15 protein-coding genes are annotated in these 24,399 nt (G+C 75.2%); 4 read left to right on the forward strand and 11 right to left on the reverse strand.

Features of this window, described 5'->3' with window-relative positions:
* Positions 1 to 80: 80 nt before the first annotated feature.
* The 5 genes from I6A81_RS20305 to I6A81_RS20325 form a co-directional block, all read right to left on the reverse strand.
* The gene (locus I6A81_RS20305) at positions 81 to 1,640 is read right to left on the reverse strand and encodes an aldehyde dehydrogenase family protein (protein WP_203005975.1); all 1,560 of its coding nucleotides are present in this window, start codon (positions 1,638 to 1,640) and stop codon (positions 81 to 83) included.
* Between the two features lie 184 nt (positions 1,641 to 1,824).
* On the reverse strand, positions 1,825 to 3,324 hold the full coding sequence (gene lat / locus I6A81_RS20310) for an L-lysine 6-transaminase (RefSeq protein WP_203005974.1): 1,500 nt from the start codon (positions 3,322 to 3,324) through the stop codon (positions 1,825 to 1,827).
* Positions 3,325 to 3,778: 454 nt separating this feature from the next.
* Positions 3,779 to 4,198, reverse strand: coding sequence for a hypothetical protein (locus I6A81_RS20315; protein ID WP_203010269.1), 420 nt, complete (start codon positions 4,196 to 4,198; stop codon positions 3,779 to 3,781).
* Positions 4,189 to 5,589, reverse strand: coding sequence for a serine/threonine-protein kinase (locus I6A81_RS20320; protein WP_203010270.1), 1,401 nt, complete (start codon positions 5,587 to 5,589; stop codon positions 4,189 to 4,191). Before I6A81_RS20320 ends, I6A81_RS20315 begins: the two co-directional genes overlap by 10 nt.
* Positions 5,590 to 6,059: 470 nt before the next feature.
* Entirely contained in the window at positions 6,060 to 7,868 is a 1,809-nt protein-coding gene (locus I6A81_RS20325; RefSeq protein WP_203010271.1) for a protein kinase domain-containing protein, read from the reverse strand.
* A 479-nt stretch (positions 7,869 to 8,347) separates the two neighbouring features.
* Between I6A81_RS20325 and I6A81_RS20330 the strand changes: the two genes are divergently transcribed.
* Entirely contained in the window at positions 8,348 to 9,190 is an 843-nt protein-coding gene (locus I6A81_RS20330) for a PIN domain-containing protein (protein ID WP_203007869.1), read from the forward strand.
* A 5-nt stretch (positions 9,191 to 9,195) separates the two neighbouring features.
* Positions 9,196 to 14,040, forward strand: a complete 4,845-nt coding sequence (locus I6A81_RS20335) for a hypothetical protein (RefSeq protein WP_203010272.1) — start codon at positions 9,196 to 9,198, stop codon at positions 14,038 to 14,040.
* Between the two features lie 74 nt (positions 14,041 to 14,114).
* Here I6A81_RS20335 and I6A81_RS20340 read toward each other — a convergent pair whose 3' ends face one another.
* From I6A81_RS20340 to I6A81_RS20360, 5 genes are all read right to left on the reverse strand, one after another.
* A complete protein-coding gene (locus I6A81_RS20340; protein ID WP_203008050.1) occupies positions 14,115 to 14,768 on the reverse strand; it encodes a response regulator in 654 nt (217 codons plus the stop codon).
* Positions 14,768 to 15,934 carry a sensor histidine kinase gene (locus I6A81_RS20345; protein ID WP_203008049.1) on the reverse strand — a complete coding sequence of 389 codons (1,167 nt, stop codon included), beginning with the start codon at positions 15,932 to 15,934 and terminating at the stop codon, positions 14,768 to 14,770. The genes I6A81_RS20340 and I6A81_RS20345 overlap by 1 nt, the downstream gene beginning before the upstream one ends.
* A gap of 64 nt (positions 15,935 to 15,998) precedes the next feature.
* On the reverse strand, positions 15,999 to 16,559 hold the full coding sequence (locus tag I6A81_RS20350) for a hypothetical protein (RefSeq protein WP_203007464.1): 561 nt from the start codon (positions 16,557 to 16,559) through the stop codon (positions 15,999 to 16,001).
* A 311-nt stretch (positions 16,560 to 16,870) separates the two neighbouring features.
* Positions 16,871 to 18,103: a PP2C family protein-serine/threonine phosphatase gene (locus I6A81_RS20355; RefSeq protein ID WP_203007465.1), complete on the reverse strand. Its 1,233-nt coding sequence runs from the start codon at positions 18,101 to 18,103 to the stop codon at positions 16,871 to 16,873.
* 206 nt (positions 18,104 to 18,309) lie between these two features.
* Positions 18,310 to 19,746: an FAD-binding oxidoreductase gene (locus I6A81_RS20360; RefSeq protein WP_203007466.1), complete on the reverse strand. Its 1,437-nt coding sequence runs from the start codon at positions 19,744 to 19,746 to the stop codon at positions 18,310 to 18,312.
* 455 nt (positions 19,747 to 20,201) lie between these two features.
* Here I6A81_RS20360 and I6A81_RS20365 point away from each other — a divergent pair, with 455 nt between their 5' ends.
* Together I6A81_RS20365 and I6A81_RS20370 are read left to right on the forward strand one after the other, a co-directional pair.
* A complete protein-coding gene (locus I6A81_RS20365; protein ID WP_203007467.1) occupies positions 20,202 to 20,768 on the forward strand; it encodes a dihydrofolate reductase family protein in 567 nt (188 codons plus the stop codon).
* Between the two features lie 74 nt (positions 20,769 to 20,842).
* Complete coding sequence (locus I6A81_RS20370) at positions 20,843 to 21,385, forward strand: dihydrofolate reductase family protein (RefSeq protein WP_203007468.1); 543 nt, start codon at positions 20,843 to 20,845, stop codon at positions 21,383 to 21,385.
* A gap of 196 nt (positions 21,386 to 21,581) precedes the next feature.
* Here I6A81_RS20370 and I6A81_RS20375 read toward each other — a convergent pair whose 3' ends face one another.
* Complete coding sequence (locus I6A81_RS20375; protein ID WP_203010273.1) at positions 21,582 to 24,287, reverse strand: ATP-binding protein; 2,706 nt, start codon at positions 24,285 to 24,287, stop codon at positions 21,582 to 21,584.
* Between the last annotated feature and the right edge of the window lie 112 nt (positions 24,288 to 24,399).

Genomic DNA, 24,399 nt, shown 5'->3' on the forward strand with positions numbered 1-24,399 from the left:
CGGGCGCCTCGGTGGCCGAGACGCCAGGCGGCTCCCGAACGGGCCCGGACCGGCCGCGGCGGACACGCCTCTCGCGGCCGTCAGGCGTCGAGCCGGAAGGCCAGGTCCGCCGGGGGGACGGCCGTGTCCATCTGGGCCTTCTGGAGGCGGCCGGAGTAGTCCCAGTTGACGGACTGCCAGCGGGTCACCTGGTCGAGGACCCAGCGGCCGGACTGCCGGGAGCCGTTGCCGGAGCGGCCGTTGCCGCCGAAGGGGAGGTGAGCCTCGGCGCCGGACGTGGAGTTGTTGACGCTGACCATTCCGGCCGAGATACCGCGGCGGAACCTGAAGACCGTCGCGGGGTCGTTCGTGTAGATGGCGCTCGACAGGCCGTAGCCGGGGAGGTTGGCGAGCTCGATCGCCTCGTCCAGGGTTCGGTAGGTGGTCAGGCCGACAATGGGGCCGAACGTCTCCTCGCGGAACAGCTCGTCGTCGGGAAGCAGGCCGTCGACGACGACCGGGTGGTAGTAGTGGCCCCGGTCCAGGTCGCCGACGAAGCCGCGCCGGGGGGCGCCGACGCCGATCAGACCGGCGGCGGTCGAGCCGAACACGGTGTGGTGGGCGCGGATCAGGCCGAGGTGCTGCTCGTAGGCGGCGGCGAATTTCGCGTCGAGCAGCGGGCCGTAGAGGACCGCCCGCATCGGGTCGCCGATCGGGGCGTTCTCGACGGCGGTGGCGAAGCGGCGTTTGAACCCGGCATACACGGATTCGTGCACGATCAGTGTGCCGAGCGAGGTGCACCGCTGTCCCGCGGTGCCGAACCCGCCGAACAGGGCGCCCTCGACCGCCAGGTCGATGTCGGCGTCGGGGGTGACGACCATCGGGTTCTTGCCGCCGAGCTCCAGGCACGGAGTCTGCAGGTGCTGGCCGCACAGCGCGCCGATCTGCCGGCCGACCGCCGTCGAACCGGTGAAACCGACCTTGTCGACGACGCCGGCGGCCAGTGCCTGGGCGAGCCCGTCGGCGGTCGACGGCCCGTCGGCCGGCACCATCGAGAGCACGCCCGGCGGCAGGCCCGCGTGCTGGGCGAGCTCGGTGAGCGCCCTGGCGCACGCGGCGGCGTACTCGGCCGGCTTCCAGACGACCGCGTTGCCGCACAACAGCGCTGGCACCAGGTACCAGCTCGGCACCGCGACCGGGAAGTTGCCCGCGGTGATGACCATCATGACGCCGACCGGCTCACGGAACGTGAACAGCTGCTTGTCGGGCATCTCGGACGGAACGGTCTCGCCGTAGAGGCGGCGGCCCTCGCCGAGGAAGAACCGGCAGGTGTCGATGATCTCCCGCACCTCGCCGCGGGCCTCGGCGAGCGGCTTGCCGACCTCGCGGGTGACCAGGCGGGCGAGCGTCTCGGCGTTGTCCTCGACGAGCCGGCCGAAGTTGCCGATGACGGTGCCGCGCACCGGGGCCGGCACGTCCGCCCAGCCGCGCTGGGCCACCTTCGCGACCCGCGCGGCCGCGACCAGCACCGCGGGCCCCGCGAGCCGGACCTCGGCCACCACCTCGCCGGGCCGCGCCGGGTTGGTCGAGGCGACGGTCGCGCCCTCGGTCTCGACACCTTCGATCATGGGCGCCACCAGCGGTGGGTGCACGAGGGTCATCGCCGCCTCCGGGTCGGTCGGTCCTGTTCTCTTCTGTCCAGTTCTCGTCTGTCCAGCCGTTCGGATCGGCCCGGGCCAGCGCCGGCGACCCGCGCCGCCAGGCCTCGGTGCCCCAGGATCCTGTGTCCTTGTCGATGCCCCACGCCCGAGAAGGACACAGGATCATGGTGGCCTGGCTTCATCGTCAGGCGCACCTGTCGGCCAGGGCGGCGAGCACGCGGCCGAGGGCGCCGAGGGCGGCGTCGATCTCGTCGTCGGTGATCGTCAACGCCGGGCGCAGCCGGACGGTGACGTCACCGGCGGGCAGCGCGAGGACGTGCTCGTCGACGCGCAGCCGGCGCAGCGTCTCGTCACGCCGGGTCCGGTCGGGCAGGTCGAGCGCGCAGATCAGCCCGAGGCCGCGCGCGTTGGACACCAGCCCCGGGCACGCCTCGGCGAGCGCGACCAGGCCGGCGAGCAGCCGCTCGCCGCCGCGCGCCGCCGCCTCGAACAGCCGGTCGCGCTCCATGACCTCCAGCAGCCGGGTGGAGCGCACCATGTCGACCAGCCCGCCGCCCCAGGTCGAGTTGATCCGCCCGGGCACCCGGAACACGTTGTCGGCGACCTCGTCGACGCGCCCACCAGCCATCACCCCGCCGACCTGCGCCTTCTTCGCGAACGCGACCACGTCCGGGGTGAGCCCCAGCCGCTGGTAGGCCCAGGGCGCGCCGGTGGCGCCGACGCCGGTCTGTACCTCGTCGAGGACGAACAGCGCGTCGTGCGCGTGCGCCAGCTCACCCATCGCGGCGAGGAACTCGGGGCGCAGGTGCCGGTCGCCGCCCTCGCACTGGATCGGTTCGGCGAGGAAGCACGCGATGTCATGCGGATACCGCGCGAAGGCCGCGCGTGCCTGGTCGAGGGCCCGCGCCTCGGCGGCGCGCACCACGGCCAGGCTCGCCTCGGTCACCGGGAACGCCTGCGCGGGGCTGTCGACGCGCGGCCAGTCGAACGTCGGGAACCGGGCGGTCTTGACGGGATCGGTGTTGGTCACCGAGAGGGTGTAGCCGCCGCGGCCGTGGAAGGCGTGCCGCAGGTGCAGGACCCGGGTGCCGAGCGCCGGTGGGCGACCGGCGGCCTCGTTGTGGCGGCTCTTCCAGTCGAACGCGCACTTCAGCGCGTTCTCGACGGCCAGCGCGCCGCCCTCGACGAAGAACAGGTGCGGCAGGCGCGGGTCGCCGAGGACTCGGGCGAAGGTCGCGATGAACTCGGCGTACGCCACGCTCGCGACGTCCGGGTTCGCCGGTTTGTTGACCGCGGCCCGGCCGAGCTCGGCCAGCACGGCCGGGTCGTCCGCCAGCTCTGGCGGGCTGATTCCCAGGGGGGCCGAGGCGAAGAAGCTGTACAGGTCGAGATAGGCCGCGCCGGTGCGCGCGTCGACGAGGGTGCGCCCACGGCTCGCGTCGAGGTCGACGACGAGGTCGAGCCCGTCGACCAGGACGTGGCGCGCGAGCACCGCCGGCACCTCCTCGGGCGCGACGACGGTTCTCGTCGGCGATGCGCGCGGGGAACGCTCGCCGGTTCGTGCCCCCGGGTCCCGGGAGTCGCCTGGCTCGGGGCGTTCGCCGGGGACCGCCGGCGCGGTCGACGCGTCGGCCCGCCGGGCACGCTGGGAGTCGGTGACGGCCGCGAAGGCAGGCAGAGCCATGGGACCTCCCGGAGCAAGATCGCGACCATCGCGACGCCAAATACGAATATCCGTCATCGCATCCACCGCTACACGGGAGATCCTTCTTCAGATCACCGGATCTGACAAATTTTCTTCGGACGTTCCGAGGAGTGCGGCGGGTTCGAGCGCCGCGCCATGACCGGCGGCCGCGAGCCACGCACCGGTACGCGCTCGTTCGTCCGCGCGACATAGGTGACGACCGAGCCCTCAGTGGACGCCCCGGGCGACTCGGCGAAGCCCCGCCGGGGCCGGCCCGTCGATCTTCGACAGGTCCGGCTCGCCGCGGCGCCCGCGCGCGGATCCCACAGTCCCGGGCCAGCGGCCGAGATCGGTCGGACCGATCGCGTCACCGGTGACGAGAGCGGTCCGACTGGTGGGAAGCGGCCCCCGAGGACCCCGGCTCGGGTGGGAGGGGTTCTCGGGGAGGCGGGGCTCAGTTCGGGTCGGGGGCGGCCGGGTCCTCCGGAGGAGGCGCGCTTGTGCGCGGGGCCCCGCCGTCCGTCGGCGACGCCGATGGCGACACGGACGGCGAGGACGAGGCCGAGGGCGACACGGAGGCCGTCGGGGTGGGGCTGGGCGTCGGGGTCGGGGTGGCCGTCCGCGTCGGGGTGGGCGTCGGCGTGTGGGGCGGCCGCCTCGAACCGGTCGCGGCCGGCGCGGGCGTCGACGGCGGCGCCGACGACGGCTCGGCCGGGGACGAGGTCACGCCAAGCGAGGTGACGCCGGGGGACGCGGGAGTGCTCGCGGCGGGAGTGCTGGTCAGCGTGGCGGTGAGCAGCTCGCCGGTGCCACCGCCGTCCGATGGCTGGGAAAGCAGCAGTGCCGCCGCCACGCCACCGGAGATCAGCAGCACCGACGCGGCGGCGAGCGCGCCGCGCGCGGCCGCGGACGGCCCGCCCCGCTCTCCCCGTCCACCGCCGAGCGGCCGCCGGCGGAGGCCGCCCGCCCGCCCACCGCGGCCTCGGGGTGGGTCCGCGCGAGCAGGGTCTGCTGCTCCGCTGGTTCGTCGTCCCAGCCGCGCCAGCCGTCGCCGCCGTGGTCGCCCGCGGGCGGATAGTCCCGCGGTGGGCGGCGCCTGGGCGGCCCGCCAGGACCCGGCGGGGAAAGCGGCGCGAGCAGCGTCTCGGCCCCCGGAATCGACGGATCGTCGGGCGGCGGCGTGGCTCCCCAGGGGCCGCGCGGCGGCGTCGAGGCGGCGGAGGGCCAGGACCGCGGCGTCGACGGGGGCGTCGAGGGCGACGCGGACTGCCAGGGCGGCGAGGTGGACGGCCGGCGCGGCGGGGTGGCCTGGTCGTGGGGCGCGGGCACGCCGAGCGGCGGCGGCGTGGGCGGCTGGGCGACCCAGGGCAGCAGCGCGGTCTCGATCGCGCGGTCGGACTCGACGGGGGTGTTCACGGCGCGGTGCACCAGCCGGCTGACCAGCTCGGTCGCGGTCGGGCGTTCGTCCGGGTCCTTGGCGAGCGCCGCGAGCACCAGGTCGACCAGCTGGTCCGGGACGTCGTCGACGTCGGGCCGGTCGCGCTGGATGCGGGCGATCGTCTCGGCGAAGCTGTCGGCCCGGAACGGGCCGTGCCCCGTCGTGGCGTAGGTGACGCAGGCGCCCCAGGCGAACACGTCGGCCGGCGGGCCGACCGGCCCGCCGCGCAGCTGCTCGGGTGCCATCCAGACGAAGGTGCCGAGCCGCTGGCCGTCCTGGGTACGCGCGTAGGTGACGTCGGGGTCGGAACCGGCGGCCGCGCCGACGGCGGGCAGCGCGCGGGTGGTGAGCGCGACCCCGAAGTCAATGATCTTCGGGCCGTCCCAGCCGAGAACGACGTTGCCTGGCTTCAGGTCGCGGTGCACGACCCCCATCGCGTGCATCGCGACCAGACCGTCCGCGAGCCCCGCGGCGAAGCCGACCATGAGGCGCGGCGCGAGTGGTCCTCGGGCGTGCACCGCGTCGGTGAGGGTGGCGCCCTGGATGTACTCGGTGGCGAGCCACGGGGTCTCGGCCTCCGTGTCGGCGGCGACCACCGGCGCCACCGAGTTACTACTGATCATCTGGACGGCGGTGACCTCGCGCCGGAACCGGGCCCGAAAGCGCGGATCGCCGGCCAGCTCGGAGGCTGGCACCTTCACCGCGACCGGACGGTCATCGGGCCCGAACCCGAGGTAGACGATGCCCATGCCGCCGGCGCCGAGCCGGCCGCTCAGCCGGAACGGACCGATCGAGCGCGGATCGGCGTCCGTGAGTGGTGCCAGCACGAGTCCCCCTGAAGCCCTGGCGGCGCCGGAATGCGCTCTGGGTCTTTGCTCGAGACCGCTGGAGCTGGCGCCGCCCCTGCCCATCACCTTCTCAACAGTTAACCGACAGCGGGGGATTTTCCAGCGACCTCGACCTGTCGATAGTTGGACAGCTCTCACACGAACGTTGCGGAAGACGCTCGAGAGCGTCCGAAAAACCGCCCGCATACCCAGGAAAGTCTCAAAAGCCACGCAATCATCCAGCAACAGCCCCGATCATCCCAGAGCTTCGTGCACGCAGGGAAGACAGCCGAGCGTGGCCGGCAGCGCGGCTCCCACCCGGAGCCTTCGATTCCGAGCGACCTCCGCCATGCGGCCGGCCTAGCCCCCGCGCCCCGGCTTCACACGCTCACCCCACCCGTTCCCGGCGTCGTTACGGGTTCGACCGGCGGGCCCGTGAATCTCAGCTCCGAGCGGGAGGACGGCTCGGGTCAGCGGCGGCTGCCGTCGACCTTGGGGTCCACCGGCGGGATCTCGTCCTCGTTCTGCGCCCTGAACGCGGTCCCGTCCCAGTCGTAGCGGATTCGCTTGGCCCCGCTGGGGCAGCAGTCCTCGTCGCCGACCGCGTAGGTCCCGTACTCCAGGATCACGTAGGTCTTCGTGTGTTCGACCAGCGTGAGGCGGCCGCTGGGCTCGAGGGTGTCGGTGCCCTGGAACTCGCCGTTCGCGAACACGAAGGCCTGGTACTGGACCGCCTCGGCGTCGTCGCCCCCCGGCTTGGGCCGGTGGCCGATGACGACGTTGAGATCGCGGCTCTGGTCGAAGGTCGCCATCTCGGCCTCGTAGCCCTGCTCGTCGACGATCCGGTCGACGTCCTGCGCGCTCAGGAAACGCGGCGGGGTCGTCCGCGTACCGGGCGGCGGGGAGGTCGGCGGCCCATCGGTGGTGCCTTCGGCGGACGGGCTGCCGGGGGTGGTGACGGCGGAGGCGCTGGGCGACGCGCCGGGGTCGCCGCCCCGGTCACGGTCAGCCAGCATGAAAGCGGCCACGGCGGCGCCACCGAGCAGGAGCAGGAAGGCGACCGCGAGCAGCGCCGTGGCGACCGGACGCCGCCGGGGTGACGCGGCCTGGGAACCGACCGCCCCGACGCCGCCGGGCCGGTACCCGGAACCGCCGTAGCCGGTGTCCCGGTAGGCCGGACCGCCGTAGCCGGTGTCCCCCCGGTATGCCGGACCGCCGGGGCCGGACCGCGGGTCGTGCGGCACCGGCACGGGTGTCGACGGGGCGCCCGGCGCCCACGTCGGCTGCTGGTGACGCTGCCCTGGGAGGGGGGCGGGCGGGGTGTCCCGCCAGCCGGCCGGCGCGGCGGGCGTCGCGGGCGGGGTCGCCGCCGACGCCGCCCGCCCACCCGCGGGCAGGTCCCACAGCTGGGCGAGCGCGGTCGCGTACCGGTCGTCGTCGGCCCCTCGGGCCCCCGCGACGGCGGCGCCGACCGCGTCGCCACGCAGCAGCCGTTCGCGCAGCTCGACGGCGGACGGGCGGCGCGCCGGGTCCTTGTCCAGCGCGGCCCGCATCGTCGGCAGCAGCGTCGTCGGGACCCCGGCGAGGTCCGGCGGCTCACTGACGATCTTGACGCCGACCGCCTGCGGGCTGCCGGCGTGGAACGGCGGCCGGCCGGTCGCGGCGAACGCGACGCACGCGCCCCAGGCGAAGATGTCCGCCGCCGGGCCCGCCCGCTCGCCGCGCAGCTGCTCCGGCGCCATCCAGACGATCGTGCCGACGAGCATGCCGGTGCTGGTGTGCCGGGTGGCGCCGGTCGCGCTGGCGACGCCGAAGTCGATGACGCGCGGCCCGTCCCAGGCGAGCACGATGTTGGCCGGCTTCAGGTCGCGGTGCACGACGCCGACCGCGTGGATCTCGACCAGCGCCTCCGCGAGGCCGACCGCGAGCCCGGTGAGCAGCCGGTCGTCGAGCCGGCCCCGGTCGGCCACCGCCTCGGCCAGGCTCGCGCCCTCGACGTACTCCGTCGCCATCCAGGGCCGCTCACCGTCGACGTCCGCGTCGAGCACGGCGGCGACGGCGCGGCCCCGCACCCGCTGGGCCGCCTCGACCTCACGGCGGAAGCGCCCTCGGAACTCCTCGTCCCGCGCCAGCGCCGGGGTCGGCACCTTCACCGCGACCGCCTTGTCCGCCGGTGAGAAGCCGAGGTAGACCGCGCCCATGCCGCCCCTGCCGAGCAGGCCCTGGATGCGATAGGGCCCGATCTGGCGCGGGTCAGCGTCGCCCAGCGGCGTGAGCACCAGTACTCGTCTCCTCTCGGCCCGCGGCCGCTCCTGCACCACGGGATGGCATCCGGCTACCGGATGACGGCGGCGCGCGACGTGCGCGCACGATCGGCGCCGCGGTCACACCATGGGACATTCTGACCCGACGCGGGCGCCCGCCGGTCCGGAGGCTCCACTCTCGCGCGAGGCCTTACCCTTCGGGCCGAAGGCTATGCGATCATGTTTTTCTCCGGAAAGTCAGGAGTTTCCGGGCGGCTTGTCGGATCCCCGGCCGGGTGCGTCGACTGGTGGACCCGGCCGCGGGCCGGCGCGCTGGCCGGAGGGCGCGCAGCGCCGCCGGAGAGCGGTATGCCAACCTAGGACCGGCGAAGTGGTGTTTCGCGCCCCTGGCCTGCCCGCCGCGCGGCGAACCTCCGGCCGCGCCGCCGGCGACGGGCCGGCCCGCGCCGGGCCGCTTCGGGGCGCGGTCTGGCACGCGGAGAGGGTCTGGCGGGATGTCGGGTGTGAAGCCGAGCGCGCGCGGCGGCGGGCGGCCCGGTGACCGGCTGACGGGAAGTCAGGTCGGCTTCCTGCTGGCGCTCATGGCCGCGGGCGCCGCGGTCTCGAACCCCGAGCTGGTCGCCCGCTACCGGCTCTCGCTGGACGGCGCGGACCGGCGGCGCCTCGGCGAGCTGGGACTGGTGACCAGCCGGCGCGCCGGCCGCTCCTACGTCCACGAGCTGACCGACGCGGGCTGGGCGCGCTGCCGGCGTGAGCTGTCCGCGCCGGTGCCCGAGGAGCGCGTGGTCATCCCGGTCGGCGCCGTCTACGCCCTGCTCGCGGGCCTCGGCCGCCACCTCGACCGCGCCGGTCTCGGCCTCGCCGACGTCTTCTCCCCCGCCCTGGCCACCCCCGAGCGCGGCGGCCCCGGCCTCGCCGGCGACCCCACGCCCGTCGCCGGGCACGACGGCCCCCGCCCGACGGACACCAGCGGGCCGACGGGCAGTGGCCATCCGAGGGGCAGCGGCGATCCGAGGGGCAATGGCGATCCGAGGAACGCCGACGGTCCTACGGACGGTGACGACCCGGGCGCGGACGAGGCCGAACGGCGGATCCGGATCGCCTACGGCACGCTCGCCCGCTGGCCCGGCGACTGGGTGCGCCTCGCCGACCTGCGCCCACGCGTCGGCACGGATGTCGGCCGGGCGGACGTCGACGAGGCACTGCGCCGGATGAACCGCGCCCGCGGCGTCACGGTCGCGCCCGACGAGGACCAGAAGGGCCTGACGGGCGCGGACCGGCGCGAGGCCGTCGAGATCGGCGGCCAGCCCAAACATCTGATCATGATCGAGGGCTGACGCCGATGCCGCCCACCGAGCGGGACGCCTTCGCCGCCCTCAACCTGAACTGGATCCGCACCGCCGACGGGGTCTGGGCCTCGTCGCCCGCGCACGTCGACGGGCTGCACGCCGACACGGTGGGCTCCCTCCTCGACGCGCTCCGCGACACGCAGGCCGGCACCTGGCCGCACAGGTCGGAGGTCAGCCCCGACGACAACCCGCCAGGCCTGGTCATCCAGGGGCAGGCGGGCGCCGGCAAGACGCATCTGCTGGGCTGGGTGCGCGAGCAAGTCCACGCCGTCGGCGGCTACTTCTTCCTGGTCGGCCCGCTCGGCGGCGGCACCCCGTTCTGGGAGAGCGTCGCCGGCGCGATCGTCGACGGCCTCACCCGGCCGGTCGACGGCGGCGAGACCCAGCTGCGGCTGTTCCTGCGCCGCCTCGCCCACGTCGTCGGCGCCTCGGCGGCGATCACCGATGCCGTGGCCGGCAAGGTGCCGCTGGAGCCGGTGCACCTCAAGGACTTCGTCGTCGCCCTGCGCAGCCACGACCGCCGCCTCGGCGGCGACTGCCAGGACACGCTGCGCGCGCTGGTCCTCTTCGGCTCGGACGACCTCGACGACGAGGACGTCGGGCGAGGCTACCTGCAGTCGATGGCGGAGCGGTTCCCCAACGAGCGGGCCGAGCGCGGCATGCGCGCGCCGGCCAAGCCGGCGACCGAGATCGTCCGCGAGCTGTCCCGGCTGCTGGCGCTGACCGGCCCGACCGTCATCGCCGTCGACCAGATCGACACCGCCACCGCCGAGACCCAGCTGCCGCGCGGCCCGGAGTCCGCCGACCCGGCGCGGGACCCCGACGACGTCTCGAATGACGTCTCGAACGGCGCCGCGGACGGCGAGGCGGGCGGGACTCGCGAGTCGGGCAGGACTCATGAGGCAGTGGCCGCGCCCGCCGCCGGCCGCGAGCGCGCGAGCGACGACGCCGGCGCGCCCGGCGGGCCCCGCGCGCCGGACGGCGAGGCCGACGAGCCGGCGCGGTGGATCAGCCCGATCGTCAACGAGGTCGCCGACGGGCTGCTCGGGCTGCGTGACCTGACGAGTCGGACGCTGTGCCTGCTCGCCTGTCTGCCGATCACCTGGGACCTGGTCGCGACCCAGGCGGTGCGCTCGGTCCGCGACCGGTTCCGGGTGATCAGCCCGCTCAACGTGATCGGTGGCGGCGAGCTCGCCGAGCAGCTCGTCGCCCGCCGGTTCGCGCCGCGTTACCGGGCGATCGGCCTGACCCCGCCGTACCCGACCTGGCCGGTGCGCCGCGAGGCACTGCTCGCCGCCGGCGACTACACCCCACGGGAGCTGCTGCGGCGCATCGACGCCCACGTGCGGTCCTGCCTGGCCGCCGGCTCCTATCTCGAACTGTCCTCGTTCGACGCGGTCAGCGAGCCGGAGGCGGCCGCCCTCGTCCCGCGCCCCGCCGGCGACACGCCGATCGAGGTCGGTGACGGTGGCGCGATCACGGTGACGGGGCGCCCCACGGCGCCGGCCTTCGACCTCGACGGGCCGGCCGGCCGCCGGCTCGTGGTCGGCTTCGCCGAGCTGGACGTCGCCTGGGCGCGGCTGCGCGCCGCCGCGCCGGGGCTCGAGGCGCTGACCGACCGCGCCGAGGACGAACTCGTCCCGGACCTGCTTGGGGCCGGGCTCGACGCCTGGATCGCCGAACTCGGCCCGGCGGGCAGCGCCTTCAGCCGGGACGCGCGGCCGAGCGCGAAGCCAGCGCTGCACGCGCGCCTGCGCAGGGTGCTCGCGGAGAGCACCGGCGACGAGGCCCACTGGTCGTTCCGCGCGATCCTGACGACCCACCCGGGCACGGTGCTGACCAGGCTGAACAACGCCTGCACGATGGCGGGGCTCGCCACCGGGATCGGCGCGGGCGTGGGCGGCCGTGTCAGCCGCGTCGCCCCCGCGGGGGCCGACGGGCCGCCGGCGCGCCGGCGCTCGCTCGTCGTGCTGCGGACCGCCGAGTGGAGCAAGGGCGCGAAGACGCAGGACGCGGTGGAGGCGTTCGAGCGGGCCGGCGGCCTGACCCATCTGCTGGTCGACGAGGACGTACGCACGCTCGCCGCGCTGCGCCAGCTCCTCGAGGGCCGTCACCCGGCGCTGGAGACGTGGCTGCTCGCCCGCCGCCCGGCGAGCTCGACACCCCTGCTCGCCGCGGTCCTGGGAGCGGCGCACGCCGAGCTCGTCCCCGAGCCGGGGCCCTACCCGCCGGTGGTGGCCGCCCCGGGGGCGCAGGCCATCCGCGCCCCGTTCGTGGTGACCTCCTCCCAGACGGCCGGCCCGCACCAGACAGCCGGCCCGCCGCGTCTCCCGCCGGCGCCGGTTCCTCTCCCCCCGCTCCCTGTGCCGGTGCCGGCCGCGGCCGCCCTGGCGGCACCCGCCTCGCCCGCCGGCGCGCCGGTCCCGGCACCGCTGGCCGCCTTCGCCGGCCCCGCGGCGCTGGCCACGCCCACCGATCCGGCCACGCCCACCGGCCCAGCCAGGCCCACCGGCCCAACCGCGTTCACGGGTCCGGCCACGCCCACCGGTCCAGCCACGTTCACGGGTCCGGCCACGTTCACGGGTCCGGCCACGTTCACCGGGCCGGCGACGTTCACGGGTCCGGCCGCGTTCACAGGTCCGACCGCACCCACGATCACGGCCGTGGCCGGTCCCGCGGCGTCGGCCCTGGATGCTTCCGCGCCGCCGGCCGTCCCAGCGGTGGCCACCGCTCAGGACCACGCCGCGATGGTGGCGCTTCCGGCCGGCTGGGCGATCCCGGTGCCTCCGACGGGTTCCACGGCGGCGCCGGCCCCGGAGGAGTCCGCGCCGGCGGCCCCGGCCTCGGGGACGCTCGCGCCGCCGGCGCCGGCGGTGCCCGGACCGCCCGCCCCGGCCGAGGCCGAAGCCCGGCCGGCGCCCGCCGCGGCCCACGGCGGGCGGGCCGCTCGCGCACCCTGGCGGATCGCCCCGGACGAGGAGCGCGCCGATCCGGCCCGGTCGCCGCTGCTCGTGCCGGTCCCGCTGCCCGGCGCGGCGACGCCGGACGAGCCGTCCACTCCCGGCCCCGGGCAGCTCGTGCCCGGGGCGCCGCCGCTGGCGACGATCTCGTCGACCGCTCCGGCCGGGCGGACCGCGCCCGCTCCGTCGGCTGCCCTCGCGTCCCCGGCTCCGCCCGTCGTGCCGACGGTGCCCGCGCCGCCGGCGGTGCCCGCGGCCTGGGACGGATCGCGGGTGGCCGTGGAACCCGTGCTGGTGCCGGTAACGCCGCCGGCCGCGCGTCCCGCCGTGGCCGTCGACACGCCCATGTCGGCGTCGGCGGCGCCCACGGCCGCCGCGTGGCTGTCAGAAGAGCAGGGCGCGCCCACGCCGAACGTGGAAGAAGCGGCGGATGACACGGCGGGGGCCGGCGCGGCGGGCGTTCCTGGCACAGCGGATGTCGGCGACACGGCGAACGTCGACAGCCCGGTGGATGTCGACAGCCCGGCGGGCGTCGGCGACACGATGGACGTCAGCGACGCGGCGGACGTCACTGGCGCGGCGGACGTCGGCGACACGACGCGGGTTGGCGACCTGATCGAACCGCTGGCGGTGTCCGTCACCCGGGTGACGGCCGCGCCGCCGATCGCGCCGCCGGCCGCGGCGGAGCCTGGGTTCATCTCCCTGGCTCGGCCGGCCCCGCTCGCCCCGCCAACGCGGAACGGGAACCAGCCGGTGGCGACGGCCCAGCCGGCCACGTCCGTCGAGCCGACCGTGTCCGCTCCCCCGGCCGCCGGAGTACCCCTGCTCGTCCCGGTCGCCGCGCGGGCAGCCGTGGCGGCTCGGCCGGCCGCGCCCGTGGAACCGACGCCGCCGCCCGTGACGCCGCGGGCGCCGAGGCCCGCCGACGGTCCGTTCACCGGCCCGGACGGCGACGGCCCGGCCGGCCTGGTGCTCGGGGCCGTGGCCGGGACGCGGGCACCCGCGCGGGTACCGCTCACGGCGCTGCGCCAGCCCACGGTGGTGTTCGCCGGGTCCGGGGCGGGCAAGACGGCGCTGGTCCGCCGCCTGGTCGAGGGGTGCGCGCTGCGCGGCGTGTCGTCGGTGGTGCTGGACGCGACGGGCGAGCTGGCCCGCCTCGGCGACGCCTGGCCGGCACCGCCGGTCGGCTGGGCGGGCGGCGACGCGGAGCTCGCCCGCGAGTACCTGGAGGCCACCGACGTCGTCGTGTGGACACCCGGCCGCGACGACGGACGGCCGCTGAGCGCCGAGGGCGACGTCGACCCGGCCGAGCTGCTCACCCCGGTGCCGGGCCGGCGCGCCCGGGTGTCGGTGGTCAGCCTGCTGGGGCTCGCGGCCGACGAGGAGCGGCAGCGCTTCGTCGGCCGGCTGCAGCTGGCGCTCGCGGCCTGGGCGCGAAGCGCCCCGGCGACCGGCCGAGGACTCGCCGGCCTGTTCGTGCAGGACGAGGCGCAGGCGTTCGCGCCCGCGGGAGCGGCCACCCCGAGCGCGCGCGCGACTCTGGCGCTCGCCGCGGAGGCCGGCGAGCACGGCCTCGGCCTGGTGCTCGCGGCCCAGTCCCCCAGGGGACTGCGCGAAGAGGTTCTCGCGCGCGCGGCCACCTGGTTCTTCGGCCGGCTGAACGCGCCGGCCCAGATCGACGCGGCCCGCGAGCTGGCGGCCGCGCTGGGCGGCGAGGCCCCGGAGATCGGCCGGCTCGGCGTCGGCGAGTTCTACGCGACCAGCGAGGGCCTGCCGTTCCAGCGGGTCACGACGCCGATGTGCCTGAGCCACCATGCGCCCTGGCCGCTCGCCGCCGACGAGATCATCGCCAGGGCTCGCGCGCGCGAGGCGCGGTAGGCAGCCACGGCCTGGTGGTCCCGTCTGGCGCCTGCCCGCCCGCGGCGCGGGCCGGGGCCGCCGTCGGGCACCGGTCAGTCCACCAGGCCGGACTGGTAGGCGAAGACGACGAGCTGGGCGCGGTCACGGGCCGCAAGTTTGATCATGGCGCGGCTGACGTGGGTGCGGGCCGTGGCGGTGCTGACCACGAGCTCGGCGGCGATCTCCGCGTTCGACAGGCCCCGGCCGACCAGGGCGACGACCTCGCGTTCCCGGGCGGTCAGGTCGGACAGCTGGGGATGGGGGCGCAGCAGCCGCGGTTTGCGCTCGACCAGCTGCCGGACCACCCGGCGGGTGACCGACGGGGACAGCAGCGCCTGGCCGTCGTGCACCACCCTGATCGCGGCGAGGATGTCGTCGGGCGGCGCGTCCTTGAGCAGGAACCCGCTCGCGCCGAACCGCAGCGCGTCCAGGACGTACTCGTCGACCTCGAACGTGGTGAGCACGATCACCCGGGTGCTCTCCAGGGTCGGATCGGCCATGATCCGCCTGGTGGCCTCGAGGCCGTCGACGCCCGGCATCCGGATGTCCATCAGGACGACGTCCGGCCGGGCGCGACGGACCACGGCGATCGCGTCCAGGCCGTCCGCGGCCTCGGCGACCAGGTCCAGGTCGTCCTCGTCCTCGAGGAGGCTGCGCAGGCCCCGGCGCACGAGGTCCTGGTCGTCGACGACGGCCACGGTGATCATCAGGGCGCCTCCAGGGGCAGGACGGCGTGGACCTCGTACCGGGAGGGCCCCGGCGAGACGACGAGCCGGCCGCCGACGGCCTCGGCGCGCTCCCGCATCCCCGGGACGCCGAGCCCGGAGCCGGTCGCGGCCGCGGCGGCACGGTCGCCGCCCGTCGGGTTGGTCACGGTGAGGCTGAGCTCGGTCGCGGTGTGCCGGATAGAGACGCCGGCCAGGTCACCCCGCCCGTGCCGCAGGGCGTTGGTCAGGGCCTCCTGCGCGATGCGGTAGGCGGCCAGGTCGACGGCCGGCGGCACGTGCTCGGGCCCGTCGCCGTCGACCACGACCCTCATCCCGGTCTGCTCGAGGCGCCGCGCGAGCGCGGGGATGTCGCGCAGCCCGGTCCGCGGCTGCCGCGGCGCCGGGTCGTCGGTCTCGCCCAGGCGGGTGAGCACCGCCCGCAGCTCGTCGAGCGCGGCGCCGCTGGAGGAGCTGATCGCCTTCAGCGCCTCCTCGACCCGGGCCGGGTTGCGGGTCACCGACCGCAGCGCGACGTTCGCCTGCATGTTGATCGCCGCGAGGCCGTGGCCGACGACGTCGTGCACCTCGCGGGAGAGCCGGAGACGTTCGGCGTCGACGTGGTGGCGGACGTGCTGCTCGCGCGCGCGCCGTTCGGCGTCGGCCCGGGTCCTGGCCGCGAACCCGACCGCGAACGGCACGGCCGCCCAGGCGGACCCCGGCAGCAGCCCCGCGAGCCCGGGCAGCGCCGCCTCGCTGACGAAGATGTGGCTGAGCAGCACCGCGAGCGCCACCGTCCCGGCCGGCAGCGCCACCCGCGCGGGCAGGTGCCGGGCGACGGCGTACATGGCGAACACGAACGGGAACAGCACGGGGCCATAGGTGTAGCCGAGCCACAGGTACGCCGTGACCAACGAGGTCACCACCGCCAGCGTGACCACGGGCCAGCGGCGGCGGGCGACGAGCGCCAGGCTCGCCGCGACGACCAGGACGAGGCCGCCGGCGTCGATGCCGCGCGACGGCCGCGTGTGCGGGTCCGCGAGCAGGGTCCCGGCGACGGCGAGCACCGCCAGGGCCGCGGGCGGGACGGCCGAGGCCGCGGCGCCGGCGAGACCACCGCGCGCGGCGCGGCCGCCGGGGGCGGGCCGGTAGGCGGCAACGGGCGCCATGGCGCCATTGTCGCCCGGGGAGTCGCCGGCGCGGGGCCGAGCCGGCGGGCCGCGCCGGCGCACGTCAGGCGCCGCGACCGGCCGGCGGCCGGACACGGCCCCAGGGCTTGAAGACCGACAGGACCGTCGCGACCAGCAGCGCGAGCAGCGACACCGCGGGCGGGAACACCAGGAACGACATGTCGCCGGTCGCCGCGCCCGTGGCGGCGAGGGACTCACCGTGCTCGCGGACCTCGCCCATCCCCGGCAGCAGCGCCACACCGACCAGCGCCACCAGCACCGCGTTGATCACCAGCTTGATGGTCACCCACCAGAACCGGAGCAGGCCCCACCGCGTGCCCCAGCCAAGCACCAGCCCAGTGGCCAGGCAGGCGATGGCGACCACGAGCATCGGCACGGCGAGGAATCGGCCGATTGCCTGGAAGGCCGCCGCCCGGCTGGCGAGGTCGTCGGAGCCAAGTCCGACTCCGACGAGCACGGCCATCATCACGTCGATCCCGATCCAGGCACCGGCGGCGACCACGTGCGCCACCAGGACCGCCTTGCGCCGCCCCGGCCGCAGCAGGGGACGCGCCGGGACCGGGCGCGCGGACCCGACCGGACGGCCGGGCGTCATGGTTGTCATAACGCCTGACCATGCCGGGATCCCGCCGCTTCCGCGTCATGCCACGAGCGGGACTCCGCCTACGCCTGGCGACGTACCCGCGGGCCACCCGCGCCGGCCGTTCGTGAGCTCGACGGCGTCCTCAAGGCTCGAAACCGCCGGATGCGCGCGGATCGGCCTGCTCCCAGCGGCGGGCGCCCTGCAACGTAAGCGCGCCAGCGGGGAGGCAGAAGATCGAAGAGCCGCGACAGCGCGTGACCGCGACTCGGCGGCTGAGCCGCATCGCCGCGCTGGCCGGCCCGAGATGGGCTACGGGGCAGTGAGCGGGTCGGTCAGAGTCGGATGACGACGATGGCGGTGTCGTCGGTCGGCTCGCGGTCCGCGCCGCCCACCTCGGCCAGCAGCGCGTCGGCCAGTGCGTCCGGACCGAGTCCCGCGTGGCGGCCGAGACTGTCGGCAAGGCGGGACAGCCCGACGTCGACGTTCTCCTCTCGGCGTTCGATCAGGCCGTCGGTATACAGCGTCAGCGTGGCCCCGTCCGCGAACGTGGCGGTGGCCTGGGACCGGGGCAGGTGTTCCGGGCTCGCGCCCAGCGGCGGGTCGACGGTCTGGTCGAGGAGTTCCACGTCGCCGCCGACGCACGCCAGCGCCGGTGGCGGATGACCTGCCCGGCTGTAGGTGACGGTGAGCGTGCTGTAGTCGACGACCGCCTGCACGACGGTGGTCGACTCGGCGCCCTTTACCGACCGTGCGTACCTGTCCAGCACTTCCAGGGCGGCCGCGGGCCCGTCGGCCACGCGGACCACGGCGCTCAGCGCGCTGCGCAGTTGGCCCATCGTGCCCGTGGCCGACAGTCCGTGGCCAACGACGTCGCCCACGGCCACCGCGACGCGGTCCTCAGACAGCTCCACCAGGTCGTACCAGTCGCCACACACGTTCATCGTGCTGGCGGCCGGCTGGTAGCGCACGGCCGCCTTGACGCGCCCGGTCGGCGCCAGCGCGGGCAGCATGGCTTCCTGGAGGGTCAGGGCCACCTCACGTTCCCGCGCGTGCGCTCGGCGCAGTTGCTCGTTCACCTCGTGCAGCTCCCGAGCACGGGCCATCAGCTCCGCCTCCAGCGCGTGCCGCTGCTCCTCCCCCAGCTCACCAGCACACCCACGGACCAGGTCGGTCGTCTCCTCCACCCGGTGCACCACCAACGCCACCTGCCCGTCAGGATCAAGCACCGGGGTGTTGACCGTGCTCCAGTACCGCTCCTCGAACACGTCTGAATGCCCTGACGTCTTCACGTCGTAACGCTGGATCGCCATGGTGTCGCGCTCCCCGGTCGCCAGCACCCGCCGCAGCGACACGCCGAGCCCGCACACCCCCGACGGCGACCCATGTTCCGGATTGTCCGGAAAAGCGTCAAACAGGTAACGCCCTAGCAGGTCCTCGCGCCTACGTCCCGACACCCGGAGATATGCCTCGTTGGCGGCAAGAATGATGAGTTCAGGGGCTAGCAACAAGGTCGCGCTGGGGAGATCCCGAAAGACGGCCTCATAGTCGATCTTCGGCTCGTCCATCCGCCACCACCTCGACGACCCGCCATCGGACACTGCCCTCCCAACGGTAGGACCGCGGGACCAAACACGCCGGCACCGGCGCGTTGACGCAGCCCGTCACCGCGGGACAGCGGAAGGGTCCGGTGCCCAGGACGCGTTCGGCGATCTCGATAAGGGCGTCGGCGCGCAGTTGCGGCGTGCGGCCACCATTATCCCAAGGCGTCGCCTCAGCTCTCGGCGGGGGGAATGTTGGGGTTGAGCCGGAAGCGGTTTTCCGGGTCGTAGTCGCGCTTGACTCGCCGAAGACGTTCGACGTTGCGTCCCCAGGCCCGTGCCCGGTCGGCGTCGTCGAGATCAGCGTCGCCGCCGAAGTTGAGGTAGGTGCCCGACGCGGCCCGCAGCGTGACGGCCTCATCGTAGGCGTCGCGCACCCAGCGGATGTTCGCGTCGTTGTCTGCTGGGTCCAGCCAGTTTCCGTCAAGGCTCAGGATGTACCGGGCACTGCGATCACCGAACGCGGTCTCCGTCGCGCCGACCCGCGACATGGCGCCGCCCATGAGCGGCGTGTGCACCAAGGTCTTCGGGTGCGGGCGGTCCTGACCGACGCGGGCCACGAACGCGGTCGCCTCCTCGTCGAGCCGGTCCAGGTAGACGGACTTCCAGTAGCTCTGCAACCCGCCCTTGGGAAAGAGGGGGTCGAGGGCGGACTGCGCCGTCCGGTACGCCAGGGCCGTGCTCATGTCGGCGAGCGGTCTGCCGAGTTCGGCAAGCTCCCGGCACACCCGTCGACCCTGGTTCGGGTCACCCGCGTACAAGGCGGCCGTGATGAGCACATCGCGGTTGTGCACGGAGGGCGGGAATTCCGGCACCGCTGGCAACGACCAGAACATGGCACGGCTGGTGACCTCGTCGGGGACGGTGGATGTCCAGTCCCGCCAGCGCGGGAGTACCTCGGCGGCGGCGTCGCTCGGGTAGATGACCATGCCGTTCCAGACGACCGGACCGAGCGGATAGGCCTCGAACTCGAAGGACACCACCACGCCGAAGTTGCCGCCGCCGCCGCGCAGCGCCCAGAACAGGTCCTCGCGCTCGGATGCGCCGCAACGCACGATGTCGCCGCGGGCCGTCACCACTTCGGCCGCGCGCAGCGCGTCGCAGGCCAGCCCGTACTTGCGGTGCAGCCAGCCGATTCCACCCCCGAGCGTAAGACCAGCCACGCCCGTGGTCGACACGACCCCGCCAGGTACCGCGAGCCCGTGCAGCTGCGTCTCACGGTCGACGTCGCCCCAGGTCGCGCCGCCCGCGACCCGCACACGCCGCTGTTCCGGGTCCACCCAGACACCTCGCATCGCCGACAGGTCGATCATCAAAACGTCGTCGGCCGTGCAGGTCCCGGCGATACTGTGGCCGCCGCCTCGGACGGCGACGAGGAGGTTTCGCTCCGTGGCGAGCCTGACGGCGTCGACGACGTCGGCGGTCCCGGTGCACCGGACGATGAGACCTGGTCTGCGGTCGAGCATGGCGTTCTGGATGACCCGCGCTTCGTCGTACCCGACGTCGTCCGAAGTCAGAACCGTCCCCCGGAAGATCGCACGGATCTCCTCGACCGTCTCGTCCGAGAGTGTCTGCCGGTCGCCCCCCAGCGTGAGCACCTGTGCCGACATGGAGCGCTCCTCTCTCTCGTGCTCGCCGGTGCCCACCAGTCGGCACCGGTCCGCGCAACTCGCCCCTTCAGGGTCGCGCCACGACCGGGTCGTCGCAAAGCGTGCCGGAATGGCAACCATAGGTTGCCAACGGCGGCGGGTCCGAGGCCGGTGGCCGGCGTGGAAGGCGACGCCGTCTCCGTGCGGGTACGTCGTGGACTGCCCGCACGCGTCGGCGTCGTCGGGGCCGGCCGGCGCGTCGCCTCGGGCGGCTTCCTCGGTCATGGCACGCCGACTCGACCGGTACGCCACTCGAACCGCGAAACGACTCGACATGCCGGACGGAGCTCTGGGCACGACCGGCTGCTGGGGTGACGTCGTAAGTGGGTGTGAAGAGGGTTGTAAGGGCGTTCGGGCACTGTCGGATCTGTCAGCCGGCCCGGACCGCGAGCCGGGGGGAATCAGGGAGTACCAAGATGACGCGCAGGTTCAAGCTCCAGACCCAGGTCACGGTCGACGGGTACATGGGCGGGCCGAAGGGCGAGATGGACTGGATGACGTTCGGCTGGTCCGACGACCTCAAGGCCTACGCCGACGAGCTCGTGAAGCCGGTCGACTGCATCGTGCTGGGCCGCAGACTCGCCGAGGGCTTCATTCCCGCCTGGGAGTCCCGGCCCGAGGGTGAGGACGAGGCGACCATCGACTGGATGAACAACACGCCGCGGGTCGTGGTCAGCAAGACCCTCACCGCGTCGCCATGGAAGAACGCGACCATCGCCGGTGGCGACCTCGTCGAGACCGTGAACGAGCTCAAGTCGCGGCCCGGCGGCGATCTGATCGCCTACGGGGGCAGCGGGCTGGTAACCAGCCTGATCGCCGCGGACCTGCTCGACGAACTGCACCTGTTCGTCAACCCGGTCGCGATCGGGGCGGGCATCCCCGTGTTCCCCACCACCGGTGGCCATAAGCGGTTCGACGTCGTCGCGGCGCGGCCGTTCGAGTGCGGGATCACCGTCCTGCGCCTGGAGCCGAAGCGCTCCTGAACCGGCACGACCAGCCCAAATCCGCGACCGGGCCGCCTCCACTGGCACAGCCCGATTTTACGAAGGAGAAGATCATGGGAGTCATCAAGTCCGCGTTGTTCATCTCGCTCGACGGCGTCATCGAGGCGCCGGAGACCTGGCACTTCCCGTACTTCAACGACGAGATGGGCGCGGTCGTCGGCGAGCTGATGACCGAGAGCGACGCCACGCTGCTGGGTCGGCGCACCTACGAGGAGTTCGCCGCCTACTGGCCGAGCGCCGACCCCGACGACCCGACGACGACGGCGATGAACGGTGCCCGCAAGTACGTGGTGTCCGGCTCGCTCGCCGAGGCGGCCTGGGAGAACTCCGGGCTGGTCCAGGGCGACGTGCGCGCGGAGATCCTCAGGCTCAAGGAACGGCACGGCCAGCTCGGCACCACCGGCAGCGCGACCCTCGTCCGCTGGCTGCTCGAGCAGGGTCTGGTCGACGAACTGCACCTGCTGGTACACCCACTCGTGGTCGGCAAGGGCAAGAAGCTGTTCGCCGACGGCGCCTCGGTGCCTCTCGCGCTGCGCTCCGCCACGCCGTTCACCACCGGCGTGGTCCACCTGGTCTACGGGCCCGCCGCCGAGTGACCCGCCCGCGTGGCGCCAGGTGTCGATGCCGGCGACGTTCGCCCGGCCAGCACGCGCCCGACCGCCGGCCTGATCGCCGAATGCCCGCGGAAATGGCTCGACCGACAACCAGTCTCCTCGCCGTTTCCGCGAGCAACTGATGATCACCCGCCTCGCGCGCCGCTCCGAACCGGGGCGAACCATCACGGCTCCGGCGCTAGGTGTCCATGCCGGCCGTGACGCGGCCGTCGGCGAGGCCGTCGGCGAGGCCGTCGGCGAGGCCGAGGCCGGCGGCGCCCAGCTCGGCGCCGCGCGCCCGTTCCACGGCGAACCGGTCCTCCCCCAGGGCCGCGCGCGCCGCCGCGGTGGCCCGGGCGACGTCGGCCCGCTCGGTCGGGGTCGCCGGCAGCCCCGTCGACACGCGCAGCTCGGCGGCGGCTCCGAGCAGCCGGGCCGCCCGGACGGCCGCGCCCGCCGCCGCCTCGACGGCGGCGACGCCCTCCAGCGCGCCCGCGAGGTCGCGGGGGGCGTCGAGCGCCCGCGCGACGACGACCGCCTCGGCGTGCGCGGCCCGGGCGGCGGCCAGGTCGCCCCGCAGCTCGGCCACGTGGCCCTGCTCGACGAGCAGGAGCGGCAGCTGCATCGCCGGGCGTTCCGGCGTGCCGTGGCGACGGGACTCGGCGACCAGCTCGGCCAGGGCCGTCTCCGCCTCGTCGAGGCGCCCCGCGTGCCGCGCGGACATGGCGAGCCCCATCCGGGCGAACGTCGTGCCCAGCTGGAAGTCCTGCTCGGCGGCGAGACGCAGGGCCTGCTCGCAGTGCCGCCGGGCGGCGTCGTGCTCCCCGCGCTGCAGCAGGAACCAGCCAAGCCATGCCAGGCGCACGCAGGCGTCCGGCCACAGGCTCAGCTCGACCGCCAGTTCCAGACCCTCGCGCTGCAGCCGCGTCGCCCGCTCGTAGTCACCGATCAGCTCGGCGTGCCCGCCCAGCCATTCGGTCGCCTGGAGGAGGCCCCAGTGGTCCCCGACGGCCCGGAACAGCTCGGCCGAGCGCCCGGCGGCGCGTGCCACGCCCGCGTGGTCGCCATGGGTGTGCGCGATCTTGGCGAGGGTGGCCAGCGCCGCGGCCTGCCCCCACTGGTCCCCGGACTGTTCGCAGGTCCGCAGCGCCCGCGTGACCAGCTCGGTGCTGGCGGGGACGTCGCCGTGCTCCAGCTCGGCGTAGCCGAGGAACCACTCGGCCCGCGCGCGCCGCGCTGGATCGTCGATGTCGTCGAACACCCGCGCCGCGGCCCGGGTGATCTCCTCCCCGCCGGCATGGGCATCCCGCAGCAGCGCGAAGCCGGCGTGCCAGGCCGCCACCTGGGCGCGCAGCGAGGCGAGGCCCTCCGCGCCCCGACCGGCGGCGCCGACGACGGCCCCGGTGGCCGCGAACCAGCGGGTGGCCTCCGCCAGCCGGCCGCGCAGGAACCAGTACCAGGCCAGCGCGTCCGCGAGCCGCAGCGCGCCGGCGGCCGAGCCGCGGCGCACCTCGTGGTCGAGCGCGCCCCGGAGGTTGGCGGCCTCGGTGTCGAGGACGCGCAGCCACCGCCGCTGGTCGGGGCCGCGCAGCGCGGGCGCGGCCCGGCGGGCGAGCCGGGCGTAGCAGGCGGCGTGGCGGCGGCGCGTCCGCTCCAGCTCACCGGCGTCGCGCAGCCGGTCGACGCAGTAGGCGGCGACCGACTCCAGCAGGCGGTACCGGGGCTCGTCGCCCGGGCGCTCGTCCAGCACGACAAGCGAGCGGTCGACCAGGCGGCCCAGCAGGTCGAGCACGTCGGGCTCGTCGACGCCGTCCCCCGCGCAGACCGCTTCGGCCGCTTCCAGGGTCGCGCCGTCGTGGTGGACGGCGAGCCGCCGCAGCACCGCCCGCTCGGCCTCGGGCAGCAGGTCCCAGCTCCAGTCGATCATGGCGAGCAGGGTCCGCTGGCGCGGTGGGGCGCCCCGGTAGCCGGTCGCCAGCAGCCGGAACCGGTCGTCGAGCCGGGCGACCAGCCCGTCGACTCCAAGCGTGCGCACCCGGGTCGCGGCCAGCTCCAGGGCGAGCGGTATGCCGTCGAGCCGCCGGCACAGCAGCGCGACCGCCGGCGCGGTCCGCGCGTCCAGCCGGAAGCCCGGGGCGGCGGCCGTCGCCCGGGCCGTGAACAGGCGGACGGACGCGTATCCGGCGATGTCGGCGGGGTCGGCCTCGGGCGCGCGGCCCGCGGTCGCGGGCCGGCCGGCCGCGGCGAGGCCGGCAGGGACCGAGCCGGCGGGAACCGAGCCGACAGGACCGGCAGGGGCCGCGGGCGCGCGCGGCGCCGGCGGGACGTCGAGCGGAGGGACGGACCAGACGACCTCACCGGCCAGCCCCAGCGGCTCCCGGCTGGTCGCGAGGATCCGCGGGCCGGGCGCCGCCTTCAGCAGCCGCTCGGCGAACGCGGCGACCTCGTCGATGACGTGCTCGCAGTTGTCCAGGACGAGCAGCGCGCGCCGGTCGCGCAGCGCGCCGGCGAGCCGGTCCGTAGCCGTCGCCGGCCGGCCGGCCGCGGCCGTCTCCCGGATGTCCAGGGCCGTCAGGGCGAGCTCGGCCAGGTCGTCCACCGGCTCCGGCCCGGCGATCGCGCCACCGAGGCCGGCCGCGCCGAGCGGACCGCCGCCGCTCCCCCGCCCGCGCGGGTCGAAGCCGCCGAGCTCGACGAGCCACGCGCCGTGGGCGAACTCGCCGACGAGCTGACGGGCGGTCTCCAGCGCCAGGCTGGTCTTGCCGACGCCGCCGGAACCGACGAGGGTCACCAGCCGCGACGTCGTCACCAGCGCCCGCAGGTCACCGACCGCCGCCGACCGCCCGATGAGCTCGGTGAGCGCCGCGGGCAGGTTCGACGCCGGCCGTTCGGCGAGGTCGGGCATGTGCGCCGCGGGGGCCGCCCGCCCCGCTGGCCCCCGCCGGGAGGACAAGGCCCGCCCCGCGGCCCCGGTGCGGGCCGGGCGGGGCCGCCGAGGGCGCCGAGCGCGCGCTCGG

The sequence above is a fragment of the Frankia nepalensis genome (assembly GCF_016786325.1).
Lineage (GTDB): Bacteria > Actinomycetota > Actinomycetes > Frankiales > Frankiaceae > Pseudofrankia > Pseudofrankia nepalensis.